Annotated in this window: 15 protein-coding genes and 1 tRNA gene; 5 read left to right on the top strand and 11 right to left on the bottom strand. The window is 60.6% G+C overall.

Annotated features, from left to right (window positions below; all coding sequences use genetic code 11):
- The 11 genes from VFV96_09400 to VFV96_09350 all read right to left on the bottom strand — a co-directional run.
- Positions 1 to 335, bottom strand: a 335-nt coding sequence (locus tag VFV96_09400) for a hypothetical protein (GenBank protein ID HEU5070612.1), incomplete at its 3' end; no start/stop codon positions are given.
- Between the two features lie 9 nt (positions 336 to 344).
- Complete coding sequence (locus VFV96_09395) at positions 345 to 1,112, bottom strand: DUF6602 domain-containing protein (GenBank protein ID HEU5070611.1); 768 nt, start codon at positions 1,110 to 1,112, stop codon at positions 345 to 347.
- Between the two features lie 24 nt (positions 1,113 to 1,136).
- Positions 1,137 to 1,808 (bottom strand): hypothetical protein, encoded by a 672-nt coding sequence (locus VFV96_09390; protein ID HEU5070610.1) that lies wholly within the window; start codon positions 1,806 to 1,808, stop codon positions 1,137 to 1,139.
- 10 nt (positions 1,809 to 1,818) lie between these two features.
- Complete coding sequence (locus tag VFV96_09385) at positions 1,819 to 3,045, bottom strand: restriction endonuclease subunit S (protein ID HEU5070609.1); 1,227 nt, start codon at positions 3,043 to 3,045, stop codon at positions 1,819 to 1,821.
- Positions 3,042 to 4,532, bottom strand: coding sequence for a type I restriction-modification system subunit M (locus VFV96_09380; protein ID HEU5070608.1), 1,491 nt, complete (start codon positions 4,530 to 4,532; stop codon positions 3,042 to 3,044). Before VFV96_09380 ends, VFV96_09385 begins: the two co-directional genes overlap by 4 nt.
- Before the next feature lie 31 nt (positions 4,533 to 4,563).
- Positions 4,564 to 5,166 (bottom strand): restriction endonuclease subunit S, encoded by a 603-nt coding sequence (locus VFV96_09375; GenBank protein HEU5070607.1) that lies wholly within the window; start codon positions 5,164 to 5,166, stop codon positions 4,564 to 4,566.
- 157 nt (positions 5,167 to 5,323) lie between these two features.
- Positions 5,324 to 7,489, bottom strand: a complete 2,166-nt coding sequence (locus tag VFV96_09370) for a helix-turn-helix transcriptional regulator (GenBank protein ID HEU5070606.1) — start codon at positions 7,487 to 7,489, stop codon at positions 5,324 to 5,326.
- 427 nt (positions 7,490 to 7,916) lie between these two features.
- Positions 7,917 to 9,119, bottom strand: coding sequence for a tyrosine-type recombinase/integrase (locus VFV96_09365; protein ID HEU5070605.1), 1,203 nt, complete (start codon positions 9,117 to 9,119; stop codon positions 7,917 to 7,919).
- A 161-nt stretch (positions 9,120 to 9,280) separates the two neighbouring features.
- Positions 9,281 to 9,355: transfer RNA gene (locus VFV96_09360), tRNA-Cys, on the bottom strand.
- A gap of 107 nt (positions 9,356 to 9,462) precedes the next feature.
- The gene (gene priA / locus VFV96_09355) at positions 9,463 to 11,718 is read right to left on the bottom strand and encodes a primosomal protein N' (protein ID HEU5070604.1); all 2,256 of its coding nucleotides are present in this window, start codon (positions 11,716 to 11,718) and stop codon (positions 9,463 to 9,465) included.
- 161 nt (positions 11,719 to 11,879) lie between these two features.
- On the bottom strand, positions 11,880 to 13,445 hold the full coding sequence (locus VFV96_09350; GenBank protein ID HEU5070603.1) for a peptidase S10: 1,566 nt from the start codon (positions 13,443 to 13,445) through the stop codon (positions 11,880 to 11,882).
- 318 nt (positions 13,446 to 13,763) lie between these two features.
- Here VFV96_09350 and VFV96_09345 point away from each other — a divergent pair, with 318 nt between their 5' ends.
- From VFV96_09345 to dmeF, 5 genes are all read left to right on the top strand, one after another.
- Complete coding sequence (locus VFV96_09345) at positions 13,764 to 15,176, top strand: hypothetical protein (GenBank protein ID HEU5070602.1); 1,413 nt, start codon at positions 13,764 to 13,766, stop codon at positions 15,174 to 15,176.
- Positions 15,133 to 16,485: a hypothetical protein gene (locus VFV96_09340; protein ID HEU5070601.1), complete on the top strand. Its 1,353-nt coding sequence runs from the start codon at positions 15,133 to 15,135 to the stop codon at positions 16,483 to 16,485. Before VFV96_09345 ends, VFV96_09340 begins: the two co-directional genes overlap by 44 nt.
- A gap of 153 nt (positions 16,486 to 16,638) precedes the next feature.
- Positions 16,639 to 18,756, top strand: a complete 2,118-nt coding sequence (locus VFV96_09335; GenBank protein ID HEU5070600.1) for a tail fiber domain-containing protein — start codon at positions 16,639 to 16,641, stop codon at positions 18,754 to 18,756.
- The gene (locus tag VFV96_09330) at positions 18,753 to 19,283 is read left to right on the top strand and encodes a hypothetical protein (protein HEU5070599.1); all 531 of its coding nucleotides are present in this window, start codon (positions 18,753 to 18,755) and stop codon (positions 19,281 to 19,283) included. Before VFV96_09335 ends, VFV96_09330 begins: the two co-directional genes overlap by 4 nt.
- 48 nt (positions 19,284 to 19,331) lie before the next feature.
- A complete protein-coding gene (gene dmeF, locus VFV96_09325; GenBank protein ID HEU5070598.1) occupies positions 19,332 to 20,345 on the top strand; it encodes a CDF family Co(II)/Ni(II) efflux transporter DmeF in 1,014 nt (337 codons plus the stop codon).
- Positions 20,346 to 21,001: the final 656 nt, after the last annotated feature.

Raw genomic sequence — 21,001 nt, 5'->3', positions numbered from 1 at the left:
TTGTTGAACTTGTCGTCTTTCAGGGCGTCCCGCACCATTTCCTGCGTCTCCTTGGCCGTGTAGTCCGTCCCGTCCTGCTTCTTCAAATCATCCGCGTGAAACCAGACACCATCATCAATGTCGTAGGCATTTTCATCCTCTTGCACCGTCGTGTTGATTGCCATTGATCCTTGCGGGATGAAATGGTTGTCGTTCAGGCGGATTCCATCCGGGCGGTTGTTCTTGAGCCGGGTGCGGTTGGCCTCGCGATGACCACGCAGCTTGTCCTTGATGGCTTGCGGCAGATTGACGCAGTCATCCTCGTAGGCTTGGATTTGCTCGTTGTAGTCAAACATAGGTCTATTTCAGGGGAGTTTGACGTTGGCGAGCTGGGACGCGTAGGCGTTCCAATCAATGGCCGGCACAGTTCCCAACGACTGAAGCTTCTGCAAAAGCCTGAACAAAAAGAACACCAAGGCATTGTTCCCGCCCACCACCAGCGGCTTCTTTTCAAAGGCATCAAACGACGCGCTGCTTACTGCCAGCACACAGTCTAGGCGATGATCGCCTTTCAACGCGTTGAACTGTTTTGCAAATGTCTTGCCGAAGCCATCCTTCCAAGCAACTTCGGCGGCAATCAGTCCCGCAGTTATTGGAAATAGCGCCTTCGGGGGGTATGGAGTTCCTCCAGCGTGCGGTATCGGAATGGATGTCCGGTGCAGGCGGCGAACGGACCTCGCCTTTTTCCCGGCATACGTCAAATACTTCGCATTGATTTCAGGCTTCACTTCCAACACGGCATAGACCGCTTCAGCTGGAATATATTTGTGGTCATGCTGGTCCAGCAGGCACGGGGTATATTGGCAATCGTAGATCACCACATCCATTTGGTCGCTCGTCTGGCCCTTGCTATCAATGACGATGGCCGAGTCCACGGCATAGCGATTCGGCAAATAAGCCGCCAACAATTTCAAGAAATGCTTTTCCGTAACGTCGCCGCACTTGCCGTCATGCGTTATGGTTTTCTTGGCATACTCCAGTTGAGCTTGCAGAACTTTTTGCTGTTCGTGGAACGCTTGTTGCAGAAAGCGCTTTCCATCCTTGTCCGATACCGATTTTGCGGGATTGCTCATGTTGTATAAATTTTACCCTCTAGTTCACATCAAAATGTCGTGATGCTGCGCACTCACGGGCGCGATCTGCCCTTTCTGTCGAGCGTTATGAAAATAGATGTGTGACAGAACCCCGTCGAAACCCCGCGCATCATGAAACGCAAACACCCGCGCTTTGCTGTCCATCAGGTTATGGAAAAGGTGGCAAACACTGAATCGATGACCGCTCACAGGGTTTTGCAACACGTCTTCGTTCAATTCAAATTCCCAATAGCCGTCCGGGCGCTGAATGACGCTCTCGACCATCAAATCACTTGCTCCCTTCAACGCCCGTAAAACCGATTCCCCCCTCGCTTTTGCGGACACCTTGCAGTTAGGCCCACGAAAGCGAGCGCTCCCCAAATCATTCTCCAGGACATAATCCTTTTCTTCCCCTCTGTCCTCCAAACCTAACTTGTCTCGCAACGCCTCCAACTGCGGGCGCAGGGCTTCGTAATCTGCTGTATGAACGCGGAAACGCGCGAACGCTCCGTAGAACGAGAACCAGTAGAGCACTTCGGGATGGCTCGTCACGATCGGGGTAACAAATTCTCCGATGAACCCCGGCCAGCGGAGGTCGGCGTTGTCAAATGGCCTCTTATTCGGAAAGTGAAGCACATGCGAGTAACAACGCGGCTCGACCGGAGCTTGGTTTTTGACTGGTTCAGCATTCATCATTCTTCCTTCTTCATTTCGTTTTCACCCTCACTTCTCCCGTCAACAGTTTCTGCATCAGCCCGCGCTTTTGCTCCTTCAACGCGGCGAGTTGCTTTTGCAGCAACTCGATTTCGCGGTCGCAGGCTTCCAGTGTGTCCGCGATCTTCTTCTGTTCCGCAAATGTCGGCGGAATGTTCACTGGTAGGTGCAAAAATTCGTCCGGGTCAAAATTCAGCCGCAAGCGTTCCGCAAAAAATCCATTGCTCGCCTGAATCGCCATATACCACATCCGCTTTGTCTGGCCGAGGTAGCCCAAAATCCGAATGTCAAATGCCTTGGGATCTTTGGGGCGAAGGATGGTGTAAAGTTCAGATACTTTCGCGCCGTCAAATTCTTCGGGCACGAGCGCCATTGCTCCGTAGGCCGCTTGAATATGCGAAATGAGAAAATCACCAGTCCGGATCGTCTGCAGCTTCTTCACTTTGATCTGGTGGCCGTAGAGTGACTCGCGCAAATCCACGCCGCCGCACCAGCGGCGAACAATAGCCAGCCGATACAGCTCATTCTCATCCCACGCCACGGGGCGCGACATTGCTTGGACTACATCGCCAAGATGACAGTGCCGCCACTTCTCCCCCTTGAACTCCTTGAACCGCGTCTGCCCTGTCAAAAGTTGCTGCATCAGCCCGCGCTTCTGCTCTGTTTTCGCCGCCAGAATGGATTTTACACCAGAAATTGCTTCGTCCCAGCAGGCCAACCTATCCGCTATTTCGATTTGCTCCGACTTGGACGGCAACGGCAAACGAAACATTTTCTGAAGTGCCGTGGGGTTAATGTTCGCCTGCGCAACAGCTTTCGTCGCCAGTTGTTGCAGAGTCCGCTGCGAATGGTCGGTATTGAACCAGTAACAGACGAAGCGCGGGTCAACCAAGTCCCGTCGAAGGGTAAAACGGACGAGATAAGACGCGCACACGAAATCTCCTGTTTCGGAAAAGAGTGCCGTTTTCCCCACGAGATCAGGGCTGTTTGTGCGATTGAACAGCAGATCGCCTGCTTCCAGACGGTAGTTTTTCAACTCCTCTTCGGAGACGTTGACCCGTGCGACATCATCACACACAAGCTTGCCATCATTGATGTTCTTCATCCCCAAAATGGGGATGCGTCCATCAGGACTCGACGAAGAGGACAGCCCATATTGAGATTGTTCCACAATCTCACCGAAAGCAATCATCTGCCAGCCAGCGGGGAGCTTCTTCATACCCCGAGATCCTTCAAGTAACCCGCCATCTGCTTGCGCACGCCGGCCAGTTCGCCTTCGAGCGTTTCGATCTCCTTTTGCACGGCCTTCAAATCCACCATCTTCTCAGGCTCAAATGTGTCCACATAACGCGGAATGTTCAGATTGTAATCGTTCTCGGCAATTTCTTGTGGCGTGGCGCGGTAGGCATACTTGTCCACGGTCTTAAACGCCTTGTAGGTAGCCACGATTTTTGCAATGTGCTCCGCGCCCAGCTTGTTCTGATTCGTGCTCTCCACAAACTCCCGGCTCGCATCAATGAACAGCACGTCCTTGGTTTTCTTCCCCTTGTTGAAAATCAGGATCACCGCCGGGATGCCCGTGCCGTAAAAAAGTCCAGGCGGCAGACCAATCACGGCTTCCAGCAGGTTTTCCTCAATCAGCGCCTGGCGGATGCGTCCTTCCGCGCCGCCACGGAACAGCACGCCGTGCGGCGTGATCGCGCCCACCTTGCCTGTGCCTTCCACCGCCGTCTCAATCATGTGGCACAGGAAGGCATAATCGCCTTTGCTCTTCGGCGGCACGCCGCGGTGGAAGCGGTGATACTTGTCCGCCTCCGCGCCTTCCGCGCCCCACTTGTCCAGCGAGAACGGCATGTTCGCCACCACCACGTCAAACTTCATCAATGCATCTTTCTCGATCAGCTTCGGGTTCGTGATGGTGTCGCCCCACTCAATCCGCGCACTGTCCTTGTGGTGCAGAAACATGTTCATCCGGCACAACGCCCACGTGCTGCCGTTCATCTCCTGCCCGTAGAGGGAAAAATTCCCGTCGCTCACCTGGTCGCCCACCTGAATCAGCAGCGAGCCGCTGCCGGAAGTCGGGTCGCAAATCCGGTTGCCGCTTTTCGGCGCGAGCAGCTTCGCCAGCAGTTCCGAGACTTCACCCGGCGTGTAGAACTCGCCGCCCTTCTTCCCCGCGTCGCTGGCAAACCGGCCAATCAAATACTGGTAGGTGTTGCCAATGATGTCCTGCTTGCCCACCACCGAGGGCCGCAGGTCCAGCCGTTCGTCGGCAAAATCCTCCAGCAGATGTTTCAGCCGCTTGTTGCGTTCCTTCGTCTGGCCCAGATTGGCTTCCGAGTTGAAATCAATGTTGCGAAACACGCCCTCCAGCTTGGCCTTGTTCGCATCCTCGATCTGCTCCAGCGCCACGTTGATCAGCTCGCCGATGTTCGCCTCGTTGCGCTTGGCGTAGAGGGTGTAATAATCGCACCCTGCGGGCAGCACAAAGCGCTCGCGGGCCAGCCGGCGGGCCACCCGTTCCTTGTCGCCCTTGAACTCCTTCTCGTATTCCTCCTGCTTGTCCTTCCACACGTCCGACAGGTATTTCAGGAACAACATCACGAGGATGTAATCCTTGTATTGCGCGGGATCAATCGTGCCGCGAAACGTGTCGCACGCCTTCCACGCCACGTCGTTGATTTCGTCTTGGCTGATTTTTTTCATGGTATTGGTAAATGGTTCGTTTGCTTCCGCGTTAATGGTTTGCCGTCGCGCTTCCCGCTGTGGTCCGTCTCACTGCTTCCAACAGCAGTCCGTCCACCAGGGCGCGGCGGCGTTCCCGGATCTGTTCCATCAGACTTTGCTCCTGCAGGCTCAGGCGTTGGATGCCCGCAATGTGGTTCTGCATGTCGATGCTGGGCAGGGGCACTTCCAGCGCGGCCAGGTTGCTCATCGGCACGAACGGCACGGCCGAGCCGCGCCGCATGGCCCGGATTTTCTCCTGCGTCTCCGGCAGGTTCAGCCACCACGTCAGGTAATCCGGGAAGGCCACGCGGCCTTCCGTCCGCAGCACGAACAGATGCGGCGCGGCGATCACGTTGCCGCCCTCGGCCACGAACGTCGCCGCCTCGTTCCGCATCCCGCGCCCGACAAACAGCACGTCGCCGTAGTGCAGCACATGCTTGCCCGGACCTTCCGGCAGATTCACCCGCGCCGCCACGTCGGTCACATCGCCGGCGCTGGCCCGCACATCACCCATCTGCACCAGCCGGCAATTGCCGTCTTCCACGCGGTCAATGCGACCGCGGAACGGATAACCCGTCCGAATCTCCGCCAGCCTGCCAAGTCGTTCTTTCATCACGTTGTCATCCTGCCTACGAACACCTTTCCGGCGCTCGTGAATCCATTTAACGCATGTTTGCCATAATAGCAAGCACGTTCTATTGCGTAAAAACGATTCACGGAAAATGAGAGTCGAATGCAGGGTTTTAGTGCTAAATCCTCCGCCCACGGACCTAATTGGCGACCGCGCTCGCCTCCGGGTCTGCGGACGACAGTTGCGCATTCAGTTGTTGGAACAACTCCTTCCACTGGCGCTGCAGTTCGGTTTCCACAAACTCGCTCCGTTGCTTGCTGGCGTCCGCATCAAACCAGCGCGAGGTCCACTGCCGGATCTCTGTCTTGTAGCCCGGCCCGCCACCCCACCGGTCCTGGCAACGCTTCCAGTAGTCGAAGTCTTCGCCCAACTGGTTTTGAAACGCGCCTTCGCCCAGCGATTGCGTCCACTGGTAATAATCACTCACCGACTTCTCCAACTCGTTGGCAAAGTGCTTGATGAAGTCATGCGCGGGAGACAATTGGTCATCGCGCAGCACGGCGGCAATCAATACTTTGAGTTCCTCTACCTGCTTCGCGGCCCGTGCCACCGCTTCGCGCCGCGTGCCAAATCCCAGGCCGTGCCAGTAATCAAAGTTGTGCCAGTTCCCGCGGCGATTAACTGACGCCCGCAAGCTCGAGGCATACCGCAACCCGTCCATTTCCTCGATCAGGGCGCTTTGCACTTCCATGTCGGCCGGTGGCAGGGTGGCGTGCGAGGCAAACCAGTTGCGCAAATCCTTTGTCGCTGCCTCGAACACGGCCCGCGTCTCCGCGTCTTTCCGATTGGCAATCAGCCGGTCAATCGTCGCTGAAAGGCTCTCAATCTCCTTCTCCTGCCGTTGCCGGATTTCCTTGATCTTGCTGACCAATGCCCGCCGCAGCTCCTCGCAGTCTTCCGGAGACCGAACATCTGCAAACACCACCGGAAGATGCCGCACGCCAAACGGGTGCAGCGTCGGGGCGATTTGCTCCCGCCGAATTTCCCGGCCCTCTTTGGCGTTGGCAACCCGTTCGCCCGTCACGGGATCGCGCAACGTGCAATCTTCATCGCCGCCTGGCAACACCAGCAAGACCCCGCGCTTGATAAGTTCCTGCTGCAATCCGCCTTCCACAGCACGCTCGATGACCGCTTGCACCGCCGCTTCCGGCGCGTCGTTGAAGCCGGAGCACAACACGATCGCGGCGCGCGGATCATCCAAATAGGCCTGCAAATCCCGGCGCGGTGCGGTCGGCTCATCCACGCCCCGCGTATCAATCAGGCGTAGGTCAAATTCATCCGTGTTCAACACCCGCTTCGGCACGGTGATTTCAATGCGGCGCGGCAGCGAAAATTCAGGGTGACGGCCGTAATTGACCTCGGCAAAAGTTTTGGAAACCCACTCCAGGCCGGCCATTGTGGACTCTCGCGGAAAGGAAATGGAAGTTCGGTTACGCCGGGGCAGGTCCAGTTTCAATAGCACCTGCACCATCAGGTCTTCCTTCTTGGGGAACTGTTTCGCCAGATCGAGGGCGCGGTCGTCGCGGACAATTTTCCCGTCCGCATCCTTACTCCGTTTGACAGTCAGGCCGGTCATGTTGCGGATGGCGCGGTCCACCTCAGCGCTCAGACCAGGGCCTTCTCGCGAACCGCCTTTGTCGGGATTCAATTCCGCCAGCAGATCATCACAGAACTCGCCCACATACTGTTGCAGTTCTTCTGGCGTGCAGGCTTCAACCGAAATGTTGAACTCACCACCGTTGCGCACATGCACCTCGCACAAGGTCTGACGGCCACCGCCGGTTTGCAGTGCCATTTGTTTGTCGAGATCGGAATCCCAATCACCCTTGCGTAACTGTGCCAGCGTGCAAATCACCGTTGTCTTGCCGACCCCCGGTGCGCCAATCAAAGAAATGGGATGCTCCGTCGAGCGCAGCGCATTCGCCGCCCGCTCCAATGCCTGACGGCAGGAACGGATTTGTTGCACGAAGGCGTTCTTAAGATCAGGGTCGCTCTCCAGTTCCGCCACGCGCTGCAATGCTTCCTCCGCTTTCCACAGCGAGGCCAGGCTGACATGGTTGAAGCCGGGACGTTCGAGGATTTTCCACTCGCTCCGAAGATAGTCCGCAAACGCCTTGGATTCCTCGGATGCGATCCCTGACGCAATCAGCTCTGCGTCCTCCAACGTTAGCTCCGTTCCTCCTGACTCCAGCCGGGAAACCCGACTCGCATTGAACTGCAACCGCTCGGCCAGTTGTGCCTGAGACAGCCCAGCCTTCTCCCGCAACTTCACCAAAATACCGCGTATTTGTTCATTTTCGTTCATATCTATCGCCTTTCTTGACGACATAATCGCAATCCATGCACTAAATGTCAAACACAATACTGCATGACATGCACTTTGTCATTTAGTTAAAATGCAAGTTCTGATTTATATTTTGCAAACTGCTTATTGGCAGCAGTATATGTATTCCGTTTCCTGTCAATCCTCACATTCCTTCCAGTCAATTGCCATTTGCTGACGCTGAAATCCCGCCAATTCCATTCACCAGCGAGTATCAGTAGAAGCACCTGGCCGTAAAGCCCCTCACATCCTCGATCTTCAGAGTCGGGCTTCAAGCCCCCCGGCGACCGACCGAACCGCCGCCATAGTTTTGAACGTCACCGCAATGTTCCGCCCGCTCCGCTCGTGGCGGCCGGAACACCCGCCTTATCGGTCACAGCCCTTGCACCCATTCCCAACGATTCAACTTTCAATTCCGTTGCGCGAGTGCCAACGATTCACCGTCACTTTCATGCTTGTCTGGCGATGCCGGCGCACTGCGAAAATTTACCGGCAACACCTTCACTTCCGGCAGTTCAGGCTTTGAAATAGTGCCCGTCCGGAAGGACTTTTCCCAATCATCCAGCGACGGCACGGTCACTTCGGCGTGTTTCGAGTAAGCGTGATGGACTGCCTTCGAGTTGTGTCCGAGAGCCTGTTGCGCGAACCGCTCCGGGTAGCCGCACTTCAAAGCGCGTTCGGCCCACGCATACCGATACGAATGCAACGACACGCCCTTGATGCCAAGTCCGACGACCCGCTGCCGGAACTCCGTTGCCCGATCTCCCGCCCGCACCGTGCGCAAGTAGGGGAACAGCGGCCCGGTCTGAGGACGCCGCCGCAGGATGGCTTCCACTTCCGCGCCGAACCGGATCAGCGCCGGCTTGATGTTGGCGCGGCCCTTGAGCTTCTTGCGCGAGTAACAAATCGTCCGCTGATTCCAGTCCACATCCTCCGCCAGCAGATGGGCCGCATCCGACTGCGCCGCGCCCGTGTGCCAGAGGAGTTCGTAAAAGTCGCGACGTTCGTCATAGTGAGGTTGATCGCTGTTTCGTGAACCCTGGTTGCGTTTCGCCGCAATGGCTTCGGCATCGAGGATTCTGCGATGTTCCTCAGCCGTGATGGCGCGCTTCGGCTTGAACACCGGCTTCGGCCATTGCAACCGAGGAATGACCGACTTGAGCAACCATTCCATGCCGAGCGCGTGATTGTGAATGCGGCGGAGATAAACATTGGTGGACACTTTGCCATCGGCCAGCGCCTTGTCGAAATGTTCGGGCCGTGTCTCGGCCACCGGCAGGTTGCGGATGCAGTCAAAATTCGCATCCTTGATCGCCACTTCCCACCGTCGCTGCGTCTCATCCTTCTTTTTGGCGACGATGTGTTCCATGACCTCCTGCCAGGTGCGGGTTGCCAACTTGGGGTCAGTGGCGTTGAGATACACTTTGGCCAGCCCGAGGCTGATTGACGGCTGGCGTTCCGTCTCGTTCATGGCGGCAACTTTGGTTTCCGCTTCCGCCTTCACGCGGGTTTTGAGGCTGACCGAATTGCCCGTCACATTGTCGAAGGCATACCACATGCCCCAGGAGCGTTTGAACTTCCGATACCGTTGCGTCATATCCTGCGCTTTCATTTTGTAAGGATATGAGGCTTGGATTTCTCCCGCATCCGGGCACTCGGCGTGTATGTGCCGTGTTCGTGCCGGATAGTGAGCGGGAGCTAAAACCGTTGAAGATTTCGTTGAAGATTTTCCCTCCCACCCCAACAAAACCCCTATAAACAAAGGGTTTTAGTTGGAGGCGAGGGTCGGAATCGAACCGACGAATGGAGCTTTTGCAGAGCTCTGCCTTACCACTTGGCTACCCCGCCGCCTGAAGCGTCCCGAAGCTTAATCGCCAACTCGCGCGGTGCAAGATTCGTTTTTTGGGCCGTGCGCCTTTCCGTTCAACACCGCTTTCGCGTGCGGCAGGACGGATTCAGGAGAGGCTCACCGGATCGATGTCCACGGTGGCGGTCACGTCGTCGGGGAGGACGAGGCCGGTGAACAACCGGGCGAGCCGCCGGCTCAGTTCGGGCATCTGGCGCACGCGCAGCATGATTTGATAGCGGTAGAACGTTTCGGCGCGCAGCAACGGCGCGGGCGCGGGGCCCAACAGGATGGTGCCGGCCAGATTGCCCGTCAGGTTTTCAAGTTCGCGCCGGAGATGTTCAGCGGCGAACTGGACTTTTTGCTCGTTGCGCCCTTTGAGCGTCAGCAGGGCGATGCGCGCGAAGGGCGGGTAGTTCAATTGCTGCCGGAACTCAATCTCCTGTTCGTAGAAGCCCGCGAAGTCGTGGCGGCGCGCATATTGAATGGCCGGATGAAAGGGCGTGAAGCTTTGCACAAACACCTCGCCTTCGACGTCGCCCCGGCCGGCGCGGCCAGAGACTTGTGTGAGCAATTGGAAGGTGCGTTCGCCGGCGCGGAAATCGGGCTGATGCAGCGCCATGTCGGCGAAGATGATGCCGACGAGGGTCACGTTGGGAAAATGCAGGCCCTTGGCGATCATCTGCGTGCCGACGAGGATGTCCACCTTGCCGGTGCGAAATTCGCCGAGCACGCGGCGGTAATCTTCCTTGCGCTTCATGATGTCTGAATCCATGCGGCGCAGCCGGGCCTGAGGGAACAGTTTGCCAAGGATGTCCTCGACTTTTTCCGTGCCCAGACCGGCGTAGCGAATGGCGGGGTTCTGACACTTTGGGCACGCCGCGGGGACCTTGTCCTGGTGACCGCAAATGTGGCAGGCGAGCTTTTGTTCGCGGCGATGATAGGTGAGCGAGATGCTGCAATTCGGGCATTCCGCCACGAAGCCGCACTTGGGGCATTCCAGGGACGACGAATAGCCGCGGCGGTTCAAAAACAAAATGGTCTGCTCACCGCGTTCGAGGCGTTGGTGGATGGCTTCCTTCAACTGCGGCGAAAAGATCGGGATGCCCTTTTCCTTGCGCGCGGTCTGGCGCATGTCCACGACGCGGACCAGCGGGAGCTTCGCGTGGTCGGCGCGCTCCGGGAGTTCGAGGAGCGTGTATTTGCCCTTCTTGCAGTTGTAAAAACTCTCGAGCGAGGGCGTGGCGGAGCCGAGCACAACCACGGCGTCCTCACGCTGGCCGCGCACCACCGCGACATCGCGCGCGTGGTAACGCGGTGCTTCTTCCTGTTTGTAGGTGTGCTCGTGTTCCTCGTCCACAATGATGAGCCCGAGCGGTTCAACCGGCGCGAAAATCGCCGAGCGTGCGCCAATCACAATGCGCGCGCGGCCCTGGCGGATTTTGTGCCATTCATCATGGCGTTCGCCCGCGGAAAGGTGCGAATGCAGCACGGCCACCAATGTCTGATTTGGGCCGTGACTGAAGCGGGCTTTGAACCGTTCAACCGTCTGCGGTGTGAGCGAGATTTCCGGCACGAGCACGATGGCGCCCTTGCCCTGAGTCAGTGCGTGGTCGATGGCCTGAAGGTAAACCTCGGTCTTGCCGGAGCCCGTGACGCCGTGGAGGAGGAAGGTTGAAGGTTGAGGTTCGGGCGGGACGCCCGAACCGACCCGCGGGACGCGGGTGCCACCGGCGTCCATCGCGGCCTTGATTGCCTCGAACGCTTTGGCTTGCGCCGCGTTCAGTGCCATCGCCTGCGTGGGCACGATCTGCTCATGCGCGTAGGGGTCGCGTTCGGAAATCTCGCTGCTGATGTTGATGAGCCCGTGATCTTCGAGGCGGCGCACGGTGGCGGCGGTGGTTTCCGCGAGCGCGAGCAGTTCCTGCAATGGCAGTTCCCGCCGTTCCTCAATGAGGTTCCAGACTTCCTGCTGGCGCCTGGGCAGTTTGGGGAATTCTCCCGTCACCGGCAGCGCGCGCACAAACAGCCGTTCGCGCCAGCCCGCCTCCTCCTTGCGCACCGCCTCGGGCAGGACGCTCTTGAGGGCGATTTCGGGCGGGCAGCAATAGTAATCCGCAATCCACCGGGCGAGCGCGAGCACCTTGGGCGTGACGAGCGTTTGCGCCCCGATGATTTTGATGATGCTCTTGAGTTGGGTGTGCTCGGATTCCTCGGCCACGGCGGTCACGACGCCGAGGACCTTGCGCGGACCGAACGGCACCTGCACACGGGAACCGACATCCACCTGGCCGGCCAGCTCGGGCGGAATGGCATAATCGAATTCCTTGCGGAGGGCGATTTCGAGGGTGACGCGGGCAATCATGTTGGCGGATCCGAAACTCAGGAAAACAGGAAAGCGGGGCGGGGGAAACGCAATTTGCAGAACGGGCCGGGCTGAACATGGCGCGCCGCTGCCGGACGGTCGGGGCCGTCTGCCAAGCGCCGGACGGTTGTGAAGCGGCGACGTGTGCGCGGACTGCGGCGTTACTCGCGAATGAATTTTTCCACGTCGCCCTGCAGCTTTTGCAAGTCGGGCAGATTCACATACATCATGTGGCCGGCCTGAAATTCCGCGAACGTGATGTGGGCGCGGTAGGCGGGATCGAGCGGCATGTGTTCGACGGAGTAACGGATGCCCGCCTCCGGGCAGGCCAGGTCGCACAAACCGGCGCACACCAGCACCCGCAGGTGCGGATTCTGGCTCAGTGCGGACGCAAGCTGTCCGGACACGCTGGGATAGCTGTTGCGCACGTCAAAATTCCACGGCCCGGTGCCGGTGAGGATTTCGTAGGGCAGATCGTCCACGAACTTTAACTCCCCGCGCACGTAGGCGTTCATGGCGGCGGAGAAGGGGCCGTAAGCGGCGGCATAGGAAGGGTCGAACCGCGGCACCGGCGAGGCCGGATCGGCATCGCGGCCGGTGATGCGCCCGTCGTAGCGGCCGATGATTTCGCCTTTGTCCTTCAACAGGGCCTTGCGAAACACCGAGGCGTCAACGCGCAGATTGTTGTCCTCAATCAGTGTTGCAGGCAGGCCGGTCAGGCGCGCCAGTTCTTGAACGATTCTGGACCGCTCCTCGGCCGGCAGCGCCGCGCCTTGCAGCAAGGCCGTGGGATATTCGGTGCGACAAAAATTGCGGGCTTCCGCCAGGGCTTTCGGCAGATCGGCCTGCAAATCCGGCGGAAGTTTCCGATGGAAATGGGCCACGGCCGTGTAGCTGGGCAGAAAGACCAGGTCCGGCAGATCATTCGCCGGCCCGTCGCTCAGCGTGGCGAAATCCAGCACGCCCGAGACGAGGATCAGCCCGTTGAGATACATGCCGTAGCGCGAGCGCAAATGTTCCGCCAGGCCCGCGGCGCGGAACACGCCGTAGCTTTCGCCACACAGGAATTTGGGCGAGAGCCAGCGCTCGTTGCGCGTGGTCCAGAGCCGGATGAAATCGCCCACGGATTCGATGTCGCCGGACTGCCCGAAGAACTGGTCGCTCTTTTCCTCCTTGGCTGGCCGGCTGAAACCGGTGGCCACTGGATCGATGAACACCAGGTCTGTCGCGGGCAGAATCGAATACGCGTTGTCCTGCAGGCCAAATGGCGGCCGGGGCAGGGTGCCATCGTCGTTCATCTTCACGCGCCGCGGACCGAAGGCACCCAAGTGAAGCCAGACCGACGAAGAGCCGGGGCCGCCGTTGAAACAGAATGTGACCGGGCGGGCGGCGTGATTGGTGGCGCCTGGCAGCGTGTAGGCAACGTAAAACACCGAGGCGCGCGCCGTGCCGTCGGCCTTGAGCAACGGCAGCATGCCGGTCTCCGCGACATACGTCAGCCGCTCGCCTCCAACCGTGATTGAATTGGTCGTGAGCACCGGCTGGTGCGTGGCGTCCGGAATCGTGGCCAGCGACTGGTCATCGGCTTTGGTCTTCGCCGATTTGGCCCGGGCGGGAGATTCGTTCGTCCCGGTGTGGGCCACAGGCTCAGGTTTGTCGGCCGCCCAAAGGCAGGTGGCGGTGAGCAAAGGAAGCATCCAGCCGAGCTTGTTCATCGTGAGGTTCATCGGGTTTGGTGGCGCCACGATACATAACACCTGTCCCGGTGCCGAATACAACTTTCCTCCGCGTCGCGGCCGGCGGCCGGCGATTCAGGCTTGAACTTTTGCTTCAGTGGATTTAGAAACGCTGCTTTGGAAGATTAGAGCGACAACTTGCGCCATTCCGTGACACGGGCGGCCAGCCAGGATGAGGGCCGCACCTGACGCTCCAGGGGCCTTCAAATTGGACTGAAGGAACCGTCCGCGGTAGGCGGGAATGCTTCTGCAACCATTCCAGAGCCGCAGCGGTCAACGCCTGCCGCGGCCGCCAACCTCCTCCAGCCTATGAATCCAGCCTCCCTTTGCCCGCGCAACATCGTCCGCGCCGCAGCGCTCGCCGGGCTTGCCGGCCTGCTCGGCCAAGCGCCTGCCGCTTTGGCCCAGGGCGTGCTGTTCACCTATCAGGGCCGCGTCCGCAGCGGCGGCAGTGACTTCAACGGCGTGGGGCAGTTCAAGTTTGCGCTCGTCACCAGCACCAACACCAGCCGGCGCGCCACCGCCACGGCCATCATGGGTGGCGTGGCGCCCAACCAGTTCGTCAGCAGTTGCGCGATTACGGATGGCGGCAGCGGCTATACCGGCAATGCGGGGGTGATTTTTTCAGGTGGCGGCGGTTCCGGCGCCACCGCCGTCGCCAACGTCAGTGGCGGCGTGGTCAACGGCATCACCGTGCTGACGCCGGGCGCCGGCTATGCCAGCGCGCCGGTCGTGACGATCGCCGCGCCGCCCGACAATATTTTCTACACGACCTACTGGAGCAACGACGGCACGAGCGTGGACGGCAGCGAACCGGGCGCCGCCGTGAGCGTGGCCGTCAGCAACGGTCTGTTCACGGTGACGTTGGGCGACCCGGCGCTGGCGAACATGGCGGCGCTGGACGCGGCGATTTTTGCCCGGCCGGATTTGGAATTGCGCATCTGGTTCAACGACGGTGTGAACGGCTTTGCGGCGTTGAATCCGGCCCAGCGGTTGACGGCCGCGCCGTATGCCATCGGAGTGCAGGGGGTGATTGCCGCCTCGCAATTGACCGGCACGCTGCCCGCCACGCAGCTGGGGGGAACGTATTCGGGCGCGGTGACGTTCAACAACGGCAGCAACACTTTCAGCGGCGGGTTCAGCGGTGACGGCACGGGCCTGACGAACCTTTCGCCGACGTCGCTGGTGCTGTTCTCGACCAATACTTCGCTCACGTCCTGGGGCTGGGATCAGTATGGGCAGCGCAGCGCTCCGACCAACGCGCAGAACATTGTCAGCGTCGCCGCGGGCCAGGGCCACAGCCTCGCGTTGAAAGCCGACGGCACGGTCATTGCCTGGGGCGCGGGGCGGACGAACGATCCGGGCAGCCTTTTTGATTTTGGCCAGGCCATCGTGCCGGAAGGCTTGAGCAACGTGATCGCGATTTCTGCGGGCCTGGCTCACAGCCTGGCCTTGCGTGCCAACGGAACGGTCGTGGCGTGGGGCGCGGGGCTGACCAACGGCGGAGGCAGCGGATCCGATTACGGTCAATCCCTCGTGCCCTCCAATTTGACGACCGCGGTGGCCATTTCCGCGGGGGGTCTATCACAGTCTGGCCCTGAAAGCGGACGGCACGGTTGTCGCGTGGGGGGCGGGCACCACCAACGCCGGGAGCATTCCGGACACGGGCCAGTCGATCGTGCCGCCGGGGTTGAGCAACGTCACGGCGATTTCCGCCGGTGACACTTTCAGCGCGGCGCTGCGCAGCGACGGGACCGTGGTCGCATGGGGTGGCGCCGGTTATGGCGAGACCAACATTCCGCCGGGGCTGAGCAACGTCGTGGCCATCTCGGCCGGCGCGGTTCATACACTGGCGTTGAAAAACGACGGCACGGTGGTGGCGTGGGGCGCCGGCCTGACCAACAATCCCGACGATGGTGTTGACTATGGCCAGGCGATTGTCCCGCCGGGTTTGAGCAACGTGGTCGCCATCGCCGCCGGGTTCATCAGCAGCGCCGCCTTGAAAGCGGACGGAACCGTGGTGGCCTGGGGCGACAACACTTACGGCGAGTCCGGTGTTCCCGCCGGGTTAAATAATGTTCTGGCCATCGCGGCAGGCTCCAGTGCCGCGCATGTCTTTGCCATCCGGAAACAGTCCGACGCGCCCGTGGCCTGGCTCAATTCGGACAACACGTTCAACGGCAACATCACCGTCAACGGCGACGCCACGGTCTCGGGGGAAATGCAGACGACCGACCTGCGGTTGAATGACGGCAATCTGTGGTTGCGCGGCGACAACAACGTGAAGAACGGGCTGGGCTGGTATGCGGCGGGAAAGAAGAATTTTACCGGCTCGTTTTATGACAATGGTCCGAATGGTCCGGTGCTGTTTGGTGAAGGTGGCGGGGCGCTGGGCAGCTACGGCACCAACGGCGCGCAGGTGGCGTTGGTCTGGGATGCCCGGCAGCGGGTCGGCATCGGCACAACCTTTCCCAATGCGCCGCTGGACTTCGGATTCAATTCGGCCGATTCGAAGATCCTGTTTCCCGGCGGTTACGGCATCGGCTCGACGAACTACCAATACCGCTTCCATCTGGGCGGCAGCGGGGGCGAGTTTGCCTTTCTCGACGCACCGGCCGGGAATCAGCTCCTAACGGTAAAGTATTACGGCTCGGTCGGCATCGGCACTCCGGCGCCCAACGCCAAACTGGACGTGCGTGGCCAGATTGCGCTGGGATCCAGCGGGCAATACACCGCGCTCGGCACGTCGGAATCTGGAATGCGCCTGGTGCGCGGCCAGGTGCGCAATGACGGCGTCATCCTCGTGGGGTCGGGTTTCACGGTGTCGCACACGGGCACTGGTGCCTACACCGTCACTTTCAGTCCCGCTTTCAGCGGCGCGCCGGTGGTGGTGGCGACGGTGCAACACGGCATCGCCCAAATGGCCACCGTCTCTTCGCCGAGCGCCGGCGTCGTTTACATTGACACTTGGGACGCCAACGGCACCGCGTCCGACCAGTTTTTTCATTTCATAGCGATTGGCCCGCAATGACGCGTCCCGTGAGCGCAACAATCATTGCCGGCCAAACCAACGTGCGCACCCGGTTGCCGTGGGTGACGGCGCGTGGCGCGGGCGGCCAGCGAAGGCCGCCCGATGAACCGCAAACCAAGTCTCGCGACGGGTTCGATTGAAAGGAACGTGCGCATGAAAAATCAAATCACATTTCTCGGCCGCGCCCGGTGGCTGCTGCTGTTTGCCGCGCCCGGCCTCGGGCTGCAAATCGCCTCGGCCCAAGGCACGGCTTTCACGTATCAGGGCCGGCTGGACAGCGGCAATGGCGCCTTCACCGGCAGCGTGGAGTTTCAGCCCACGCTCTGGGATGCGCCGACCAATGGCACGCAAGTGGCGGCCAACAATCCGGCCAGCGTCATCGTGCAGGCCACCAACGGCCTCTTCGTTTTGCCGCTCGACTTCGGCCCGAATTTCACCGGCCCCGACCGCTGGCTGCAGCTTGAAATGCGCACCGTCATCGGGCCATTCACTTTGCTGTCACCGCGACAACGGCTGACGCCAGCTCCTTATGCCGTGGCGGCGGGGAATTTGACGGGCGTGCTCCCGGCGGCGCAATTGAGCGGCCCGCTGCCCAGCACCAATCTCGGGGGCACCTACTCGGAGGTGGTGGTGTTTGACAACGCCAGCAACAGTTTTGCCGGCAGCGGCGCGGGTTTGACCGGATTGAATGCGGCGGAACTCGTGTCCGGGACCGTGCCGGACGAGCGGCTCGCCGGCAACGTGGCGCGGACCAGCCAGGTCTGGCTGCTCAACGGCAACGCCGGCACCAGCGCGGGGGCGGACTTTCTGGGCACGACGGATGACCAGCCGCTGGAAATGCGCGTCAATGGCAGCCGCGCGTTGCGGCTGGAGAATAATGGCAGCGGCGCCCCCAATGTCATTGGCGGATCCTTGGGCAATTTCGTCGCACCGGGCATCGTGGGCGCGACCATCGCCGGCGGCGGGGCGACTAACGACGGCGGCTTCCGGTCAACCAACGCGGTGCTGGCGGATTTTGGAACGGTGGGCGGTGGGCGGCTGAATCTGGTCAATGGGGGCGATGCGACGGTTGCGGGCGGGTATCAGAATCAAGTTCTGTTGTCTGGGCACTCCACCATTGCCGGCGGTTCCGAGAACCGGATTGCCGGGGACGGATTCTTTGGAAACGGATCGGCCATTGGCGGCGGGGTGGCCAATTACATCTGGGCCACGCGCGGAAGCGGCACCGTAACATTCGGCGGCGCCGATACGATTGCCGGTGGGGCCAGCCAGACCATCGTTACCAATGCGGACTTCAGCACCATCAGCGGCGGCTCCGGCAACACGATCCAGTCCAACGCGGATTATGCGACCATTGGCGGTGGTTACGGCAACACCATCCTGGCCGATGGCGGCGGGGCGGTGATTCCGGGCGGCTCGGGCAACACCGCCGCGGGCTCTGCGTTTGCGGCCGGGCACCGGGCCAAGGCGAACCATTTCGGCACGTTTGTCTGGGCGGACGCGACGGACGCCGACTTTGCCTCAAGCGGCAGCAACCAGTTTCTCATCCGGGCCAGTGGCGGCGTCGGGATCGGCACCACGAATCCCGTGGGCGCATTGCAGGTCAATGGTGGCACCGTGCTCCACCGCACGCTGGCTCCCGTCAGCGCCTCTGCCGCCAATCTGCTCAATCTGCTCGTCGGCGGCGGCTCAAATCCTGTCGCCACCAACGGCACCCTGAATGGCATCAGCTTCTACGAGAGCGCCGGCAACATGGCGATGAGCCTGGGCTACGATGGCAGCGGCAGCGCATCGCTCAACGCCCTGCGCATCTACAACAGCTCGGCCGCGCCGTTGTTCACCTTTGCGGCCAGCGGACGCATGGGAATTGGCACGAACGCCCCGCAGGAGAGTCTGCACGTCGTGGGCAACATTCTGGCCACCGGCACGGTGATTGGCTCCAGCGACCGGAACGTGAAGGAGCATTTCGCGCCGGTGGATTCGGCGCGGATTCTGGAACAGGTGGTTGAACTGCCGATTCAACGCTGGAACTACATCGGCGAAACGACGCCGCACCTCGGTCCGGTGGCGCAGGATTTTCAGGCGGCGTTCCACGTCGGGGCGGACGACAAGCACATCGCCATGGTGGATGCCGATGGCGTGGCGCTGGCGGCGATTCAAGGCTTGAACCAGAGGTTGGAAGAGAAAGAATCCGAAATCACGGCGTTGCAAACCCGGCTGGACAAGCTGGAAGGTCAGTTAAACCAACTGTTGAATGGAGGCGGGAAATGAAATCTGATAAACAGGCGGACACCATGAACAACCAAGTCCATCCCGCCGGCACCCCGCCGGGCATCCGGCCGACCCGGACCCGCGCCGGGCGCCTCATCGTCGCGGTCGGCGTGCTGCTCGCCGCGCTGGGCGCCATGGCGCAATACTCCATCGACTGGTTTACCGTGGATGGCGGCGGCGGCACGAGCACCGGTGGTGTGTATTCGGTCTCCGGCACCATTGGCCAGCCCGATGCCAGCCCGCAGACGTTGCAGGGCGGCCCTTACTCGGTCACGGGCGGCTTCTGGTCGCTCTACGCGGTGCAGACGCCGGGCGCGCCGCGGCTGAGCATTTTCCGCACGAGCACGAACACGGTGGTGGTTGCCTGGCCCGCGCCCGCGGACGGCTGGGTGCTGCAACAGAACCTCAATCTTGGCACCACCAACTGGGTGGCACCGGCGGAAAGCGTGAACAACGACGGCACGAACAAATTCATCGTGGTCAACCCGCCGCAGGGCAATCGTTACTATCGGCTGGCCCAGCCGTGACGCGGCGGCGCATTGCGGTCCGGCGGTTGGCGATTTATTCTCCCGCCCATGCATCGCGCCAATCCGGCAGCCTGGCAACACTCGCACGATTTCACCGCGGATTCGTCCGTGGCCGAAAGCCGCACCCGGCTCGTCATCGTCATCACCGCGGTGATGATGTTGGTGGAGATTGCCGCGGGCGTCACCTTCAACTCGATGGCGCTGCTGGCCGATGGCTGGCACATGAGCACGCATGTGGCCGCGTTCCTGATCACGGCGCTGGCGTATCATTTCAGTCGCAAGCATGCCCGGGATGCGCGTTACAGTTTCGGCACGGGCAAGATGGGCGTGCTGGGCGGGTTCGCGAGCGCCATCGTCCTGGCCATGGTCGCCCTGTTGATGGCGGGAGAATCAGTGCACCGGTTGTTCACGCCGGCGCCCATTCACTTCGACCAGGCCATTCTCGTCGCGGTCATCGGTCTGGTGGTCAATCTGGTCTGCGCGCTGATTTTCAAGGACGCCCACCATCATCATCACCACCACCACGGTCATGAGCACCCGCACGACCATGACCATCATCATTCCCACGGCGGCACGCAGGAGCATCACGACTTGAATTTGCGCGCGGCTTATTTGCACGTGCTGGCCGATGCCATGACGTCGGTGACGGCGATTGTCGCGTTGCTGGCGGGAAAGTTTTACGGCTGGTCCTGGTTGGATCCGGTGATGGGCCTGGTGGGGAGCCTGATTGTAGGCCTGTGGGCTTATGGCCTGGTGCGGGATACCAGCGGCATCCTGCTGGATCGCACGCCGGAAACCTCCGACCTGCCGGAGGTGATGCGGCGGGATGTGGAGGCGGATGGTGATTCGCTCGTGACGGATTTGCACATCTGGCAGATCGGCGCCGGCAAATTTGCGGCCATCGTGGCCATCGTGGCCCACCAACCGAAACCGGTGGAGGACTATCGCGCGTTGTTCCGCGCACACGAGGAACTGGTTCACGTCACCGTCGAGGTTCAGGCGTGTCACGAACACGAAACGCCCGCTCCGCTGACCGCGGTCCATGCTCATGGCGCCTCGTGAGAGGGCTCATGAGTCAAGCGCGAGGTTTGGGTTGAGTTGAACCGGCGAGGTGGCTGCGCGGAGCGCAGCAGACGCGGAGCGCAGGCGCGTCTGCGCGTTCCACGCCGGTTCCGGCCAGGCCACAATAAATGCGATGAGTCTTCAATGTCCAAGTTGCAATGGAGTGGTTTACAACCGCAGGAATTGCAAATGCGGTTTTTGCGGTGCCGAGCTGCCCGTGGGGTATAGACTCTCCGAAACGGAAGCCAAATTAGCCGCCGATCGGCTTAAGATTCCAGCAGCAGTTCTGGCGCCAAAATTTCCGACCTTGTCGATTGTCATCTGGCTCGTTGCTGCGTTGTGTTGGGGTTACGTTGCCATCAATCGTCATCGGTGGATTGTGTGGTTGATGGTTGTATTGGCGATCAGTGCCGTTAGCGAAAGGCTCTTCCAGTATGCCGGAGAGAAAAAAAGATATACACGGCAGAGGCAGGCTGCCTCCGGTGAAGTCTCATGAGTCAGGAGACGGTTGATTTGATGTGGGCAGCGGGCTGGGCCATGCTCGGCGCTCCGGCCCGAGTGGGATTGGCGCTGGACGGGCTGGGCTTGACGGAGTAGATAGGTCCGCATGGTGGCTGTCCTTCGTTCCTGTCTTGTCCGGGGCGTGCGTCCCACAA

The organism is Verrucomicrobiia bacterium, assembly GCA_035765895.1.
In the GTDB taxonomy this organism is placed as follows: domain Bacteria; phylum Verrucomicrobiota; class Verrucomicrobiia; order Limisphaerales; family DSYF01; genus DSYF01.
Note: the sequence above shows the minus strand (reverse complement) of the source record. Positions and strands in the feature narration are given on the sequence as shown.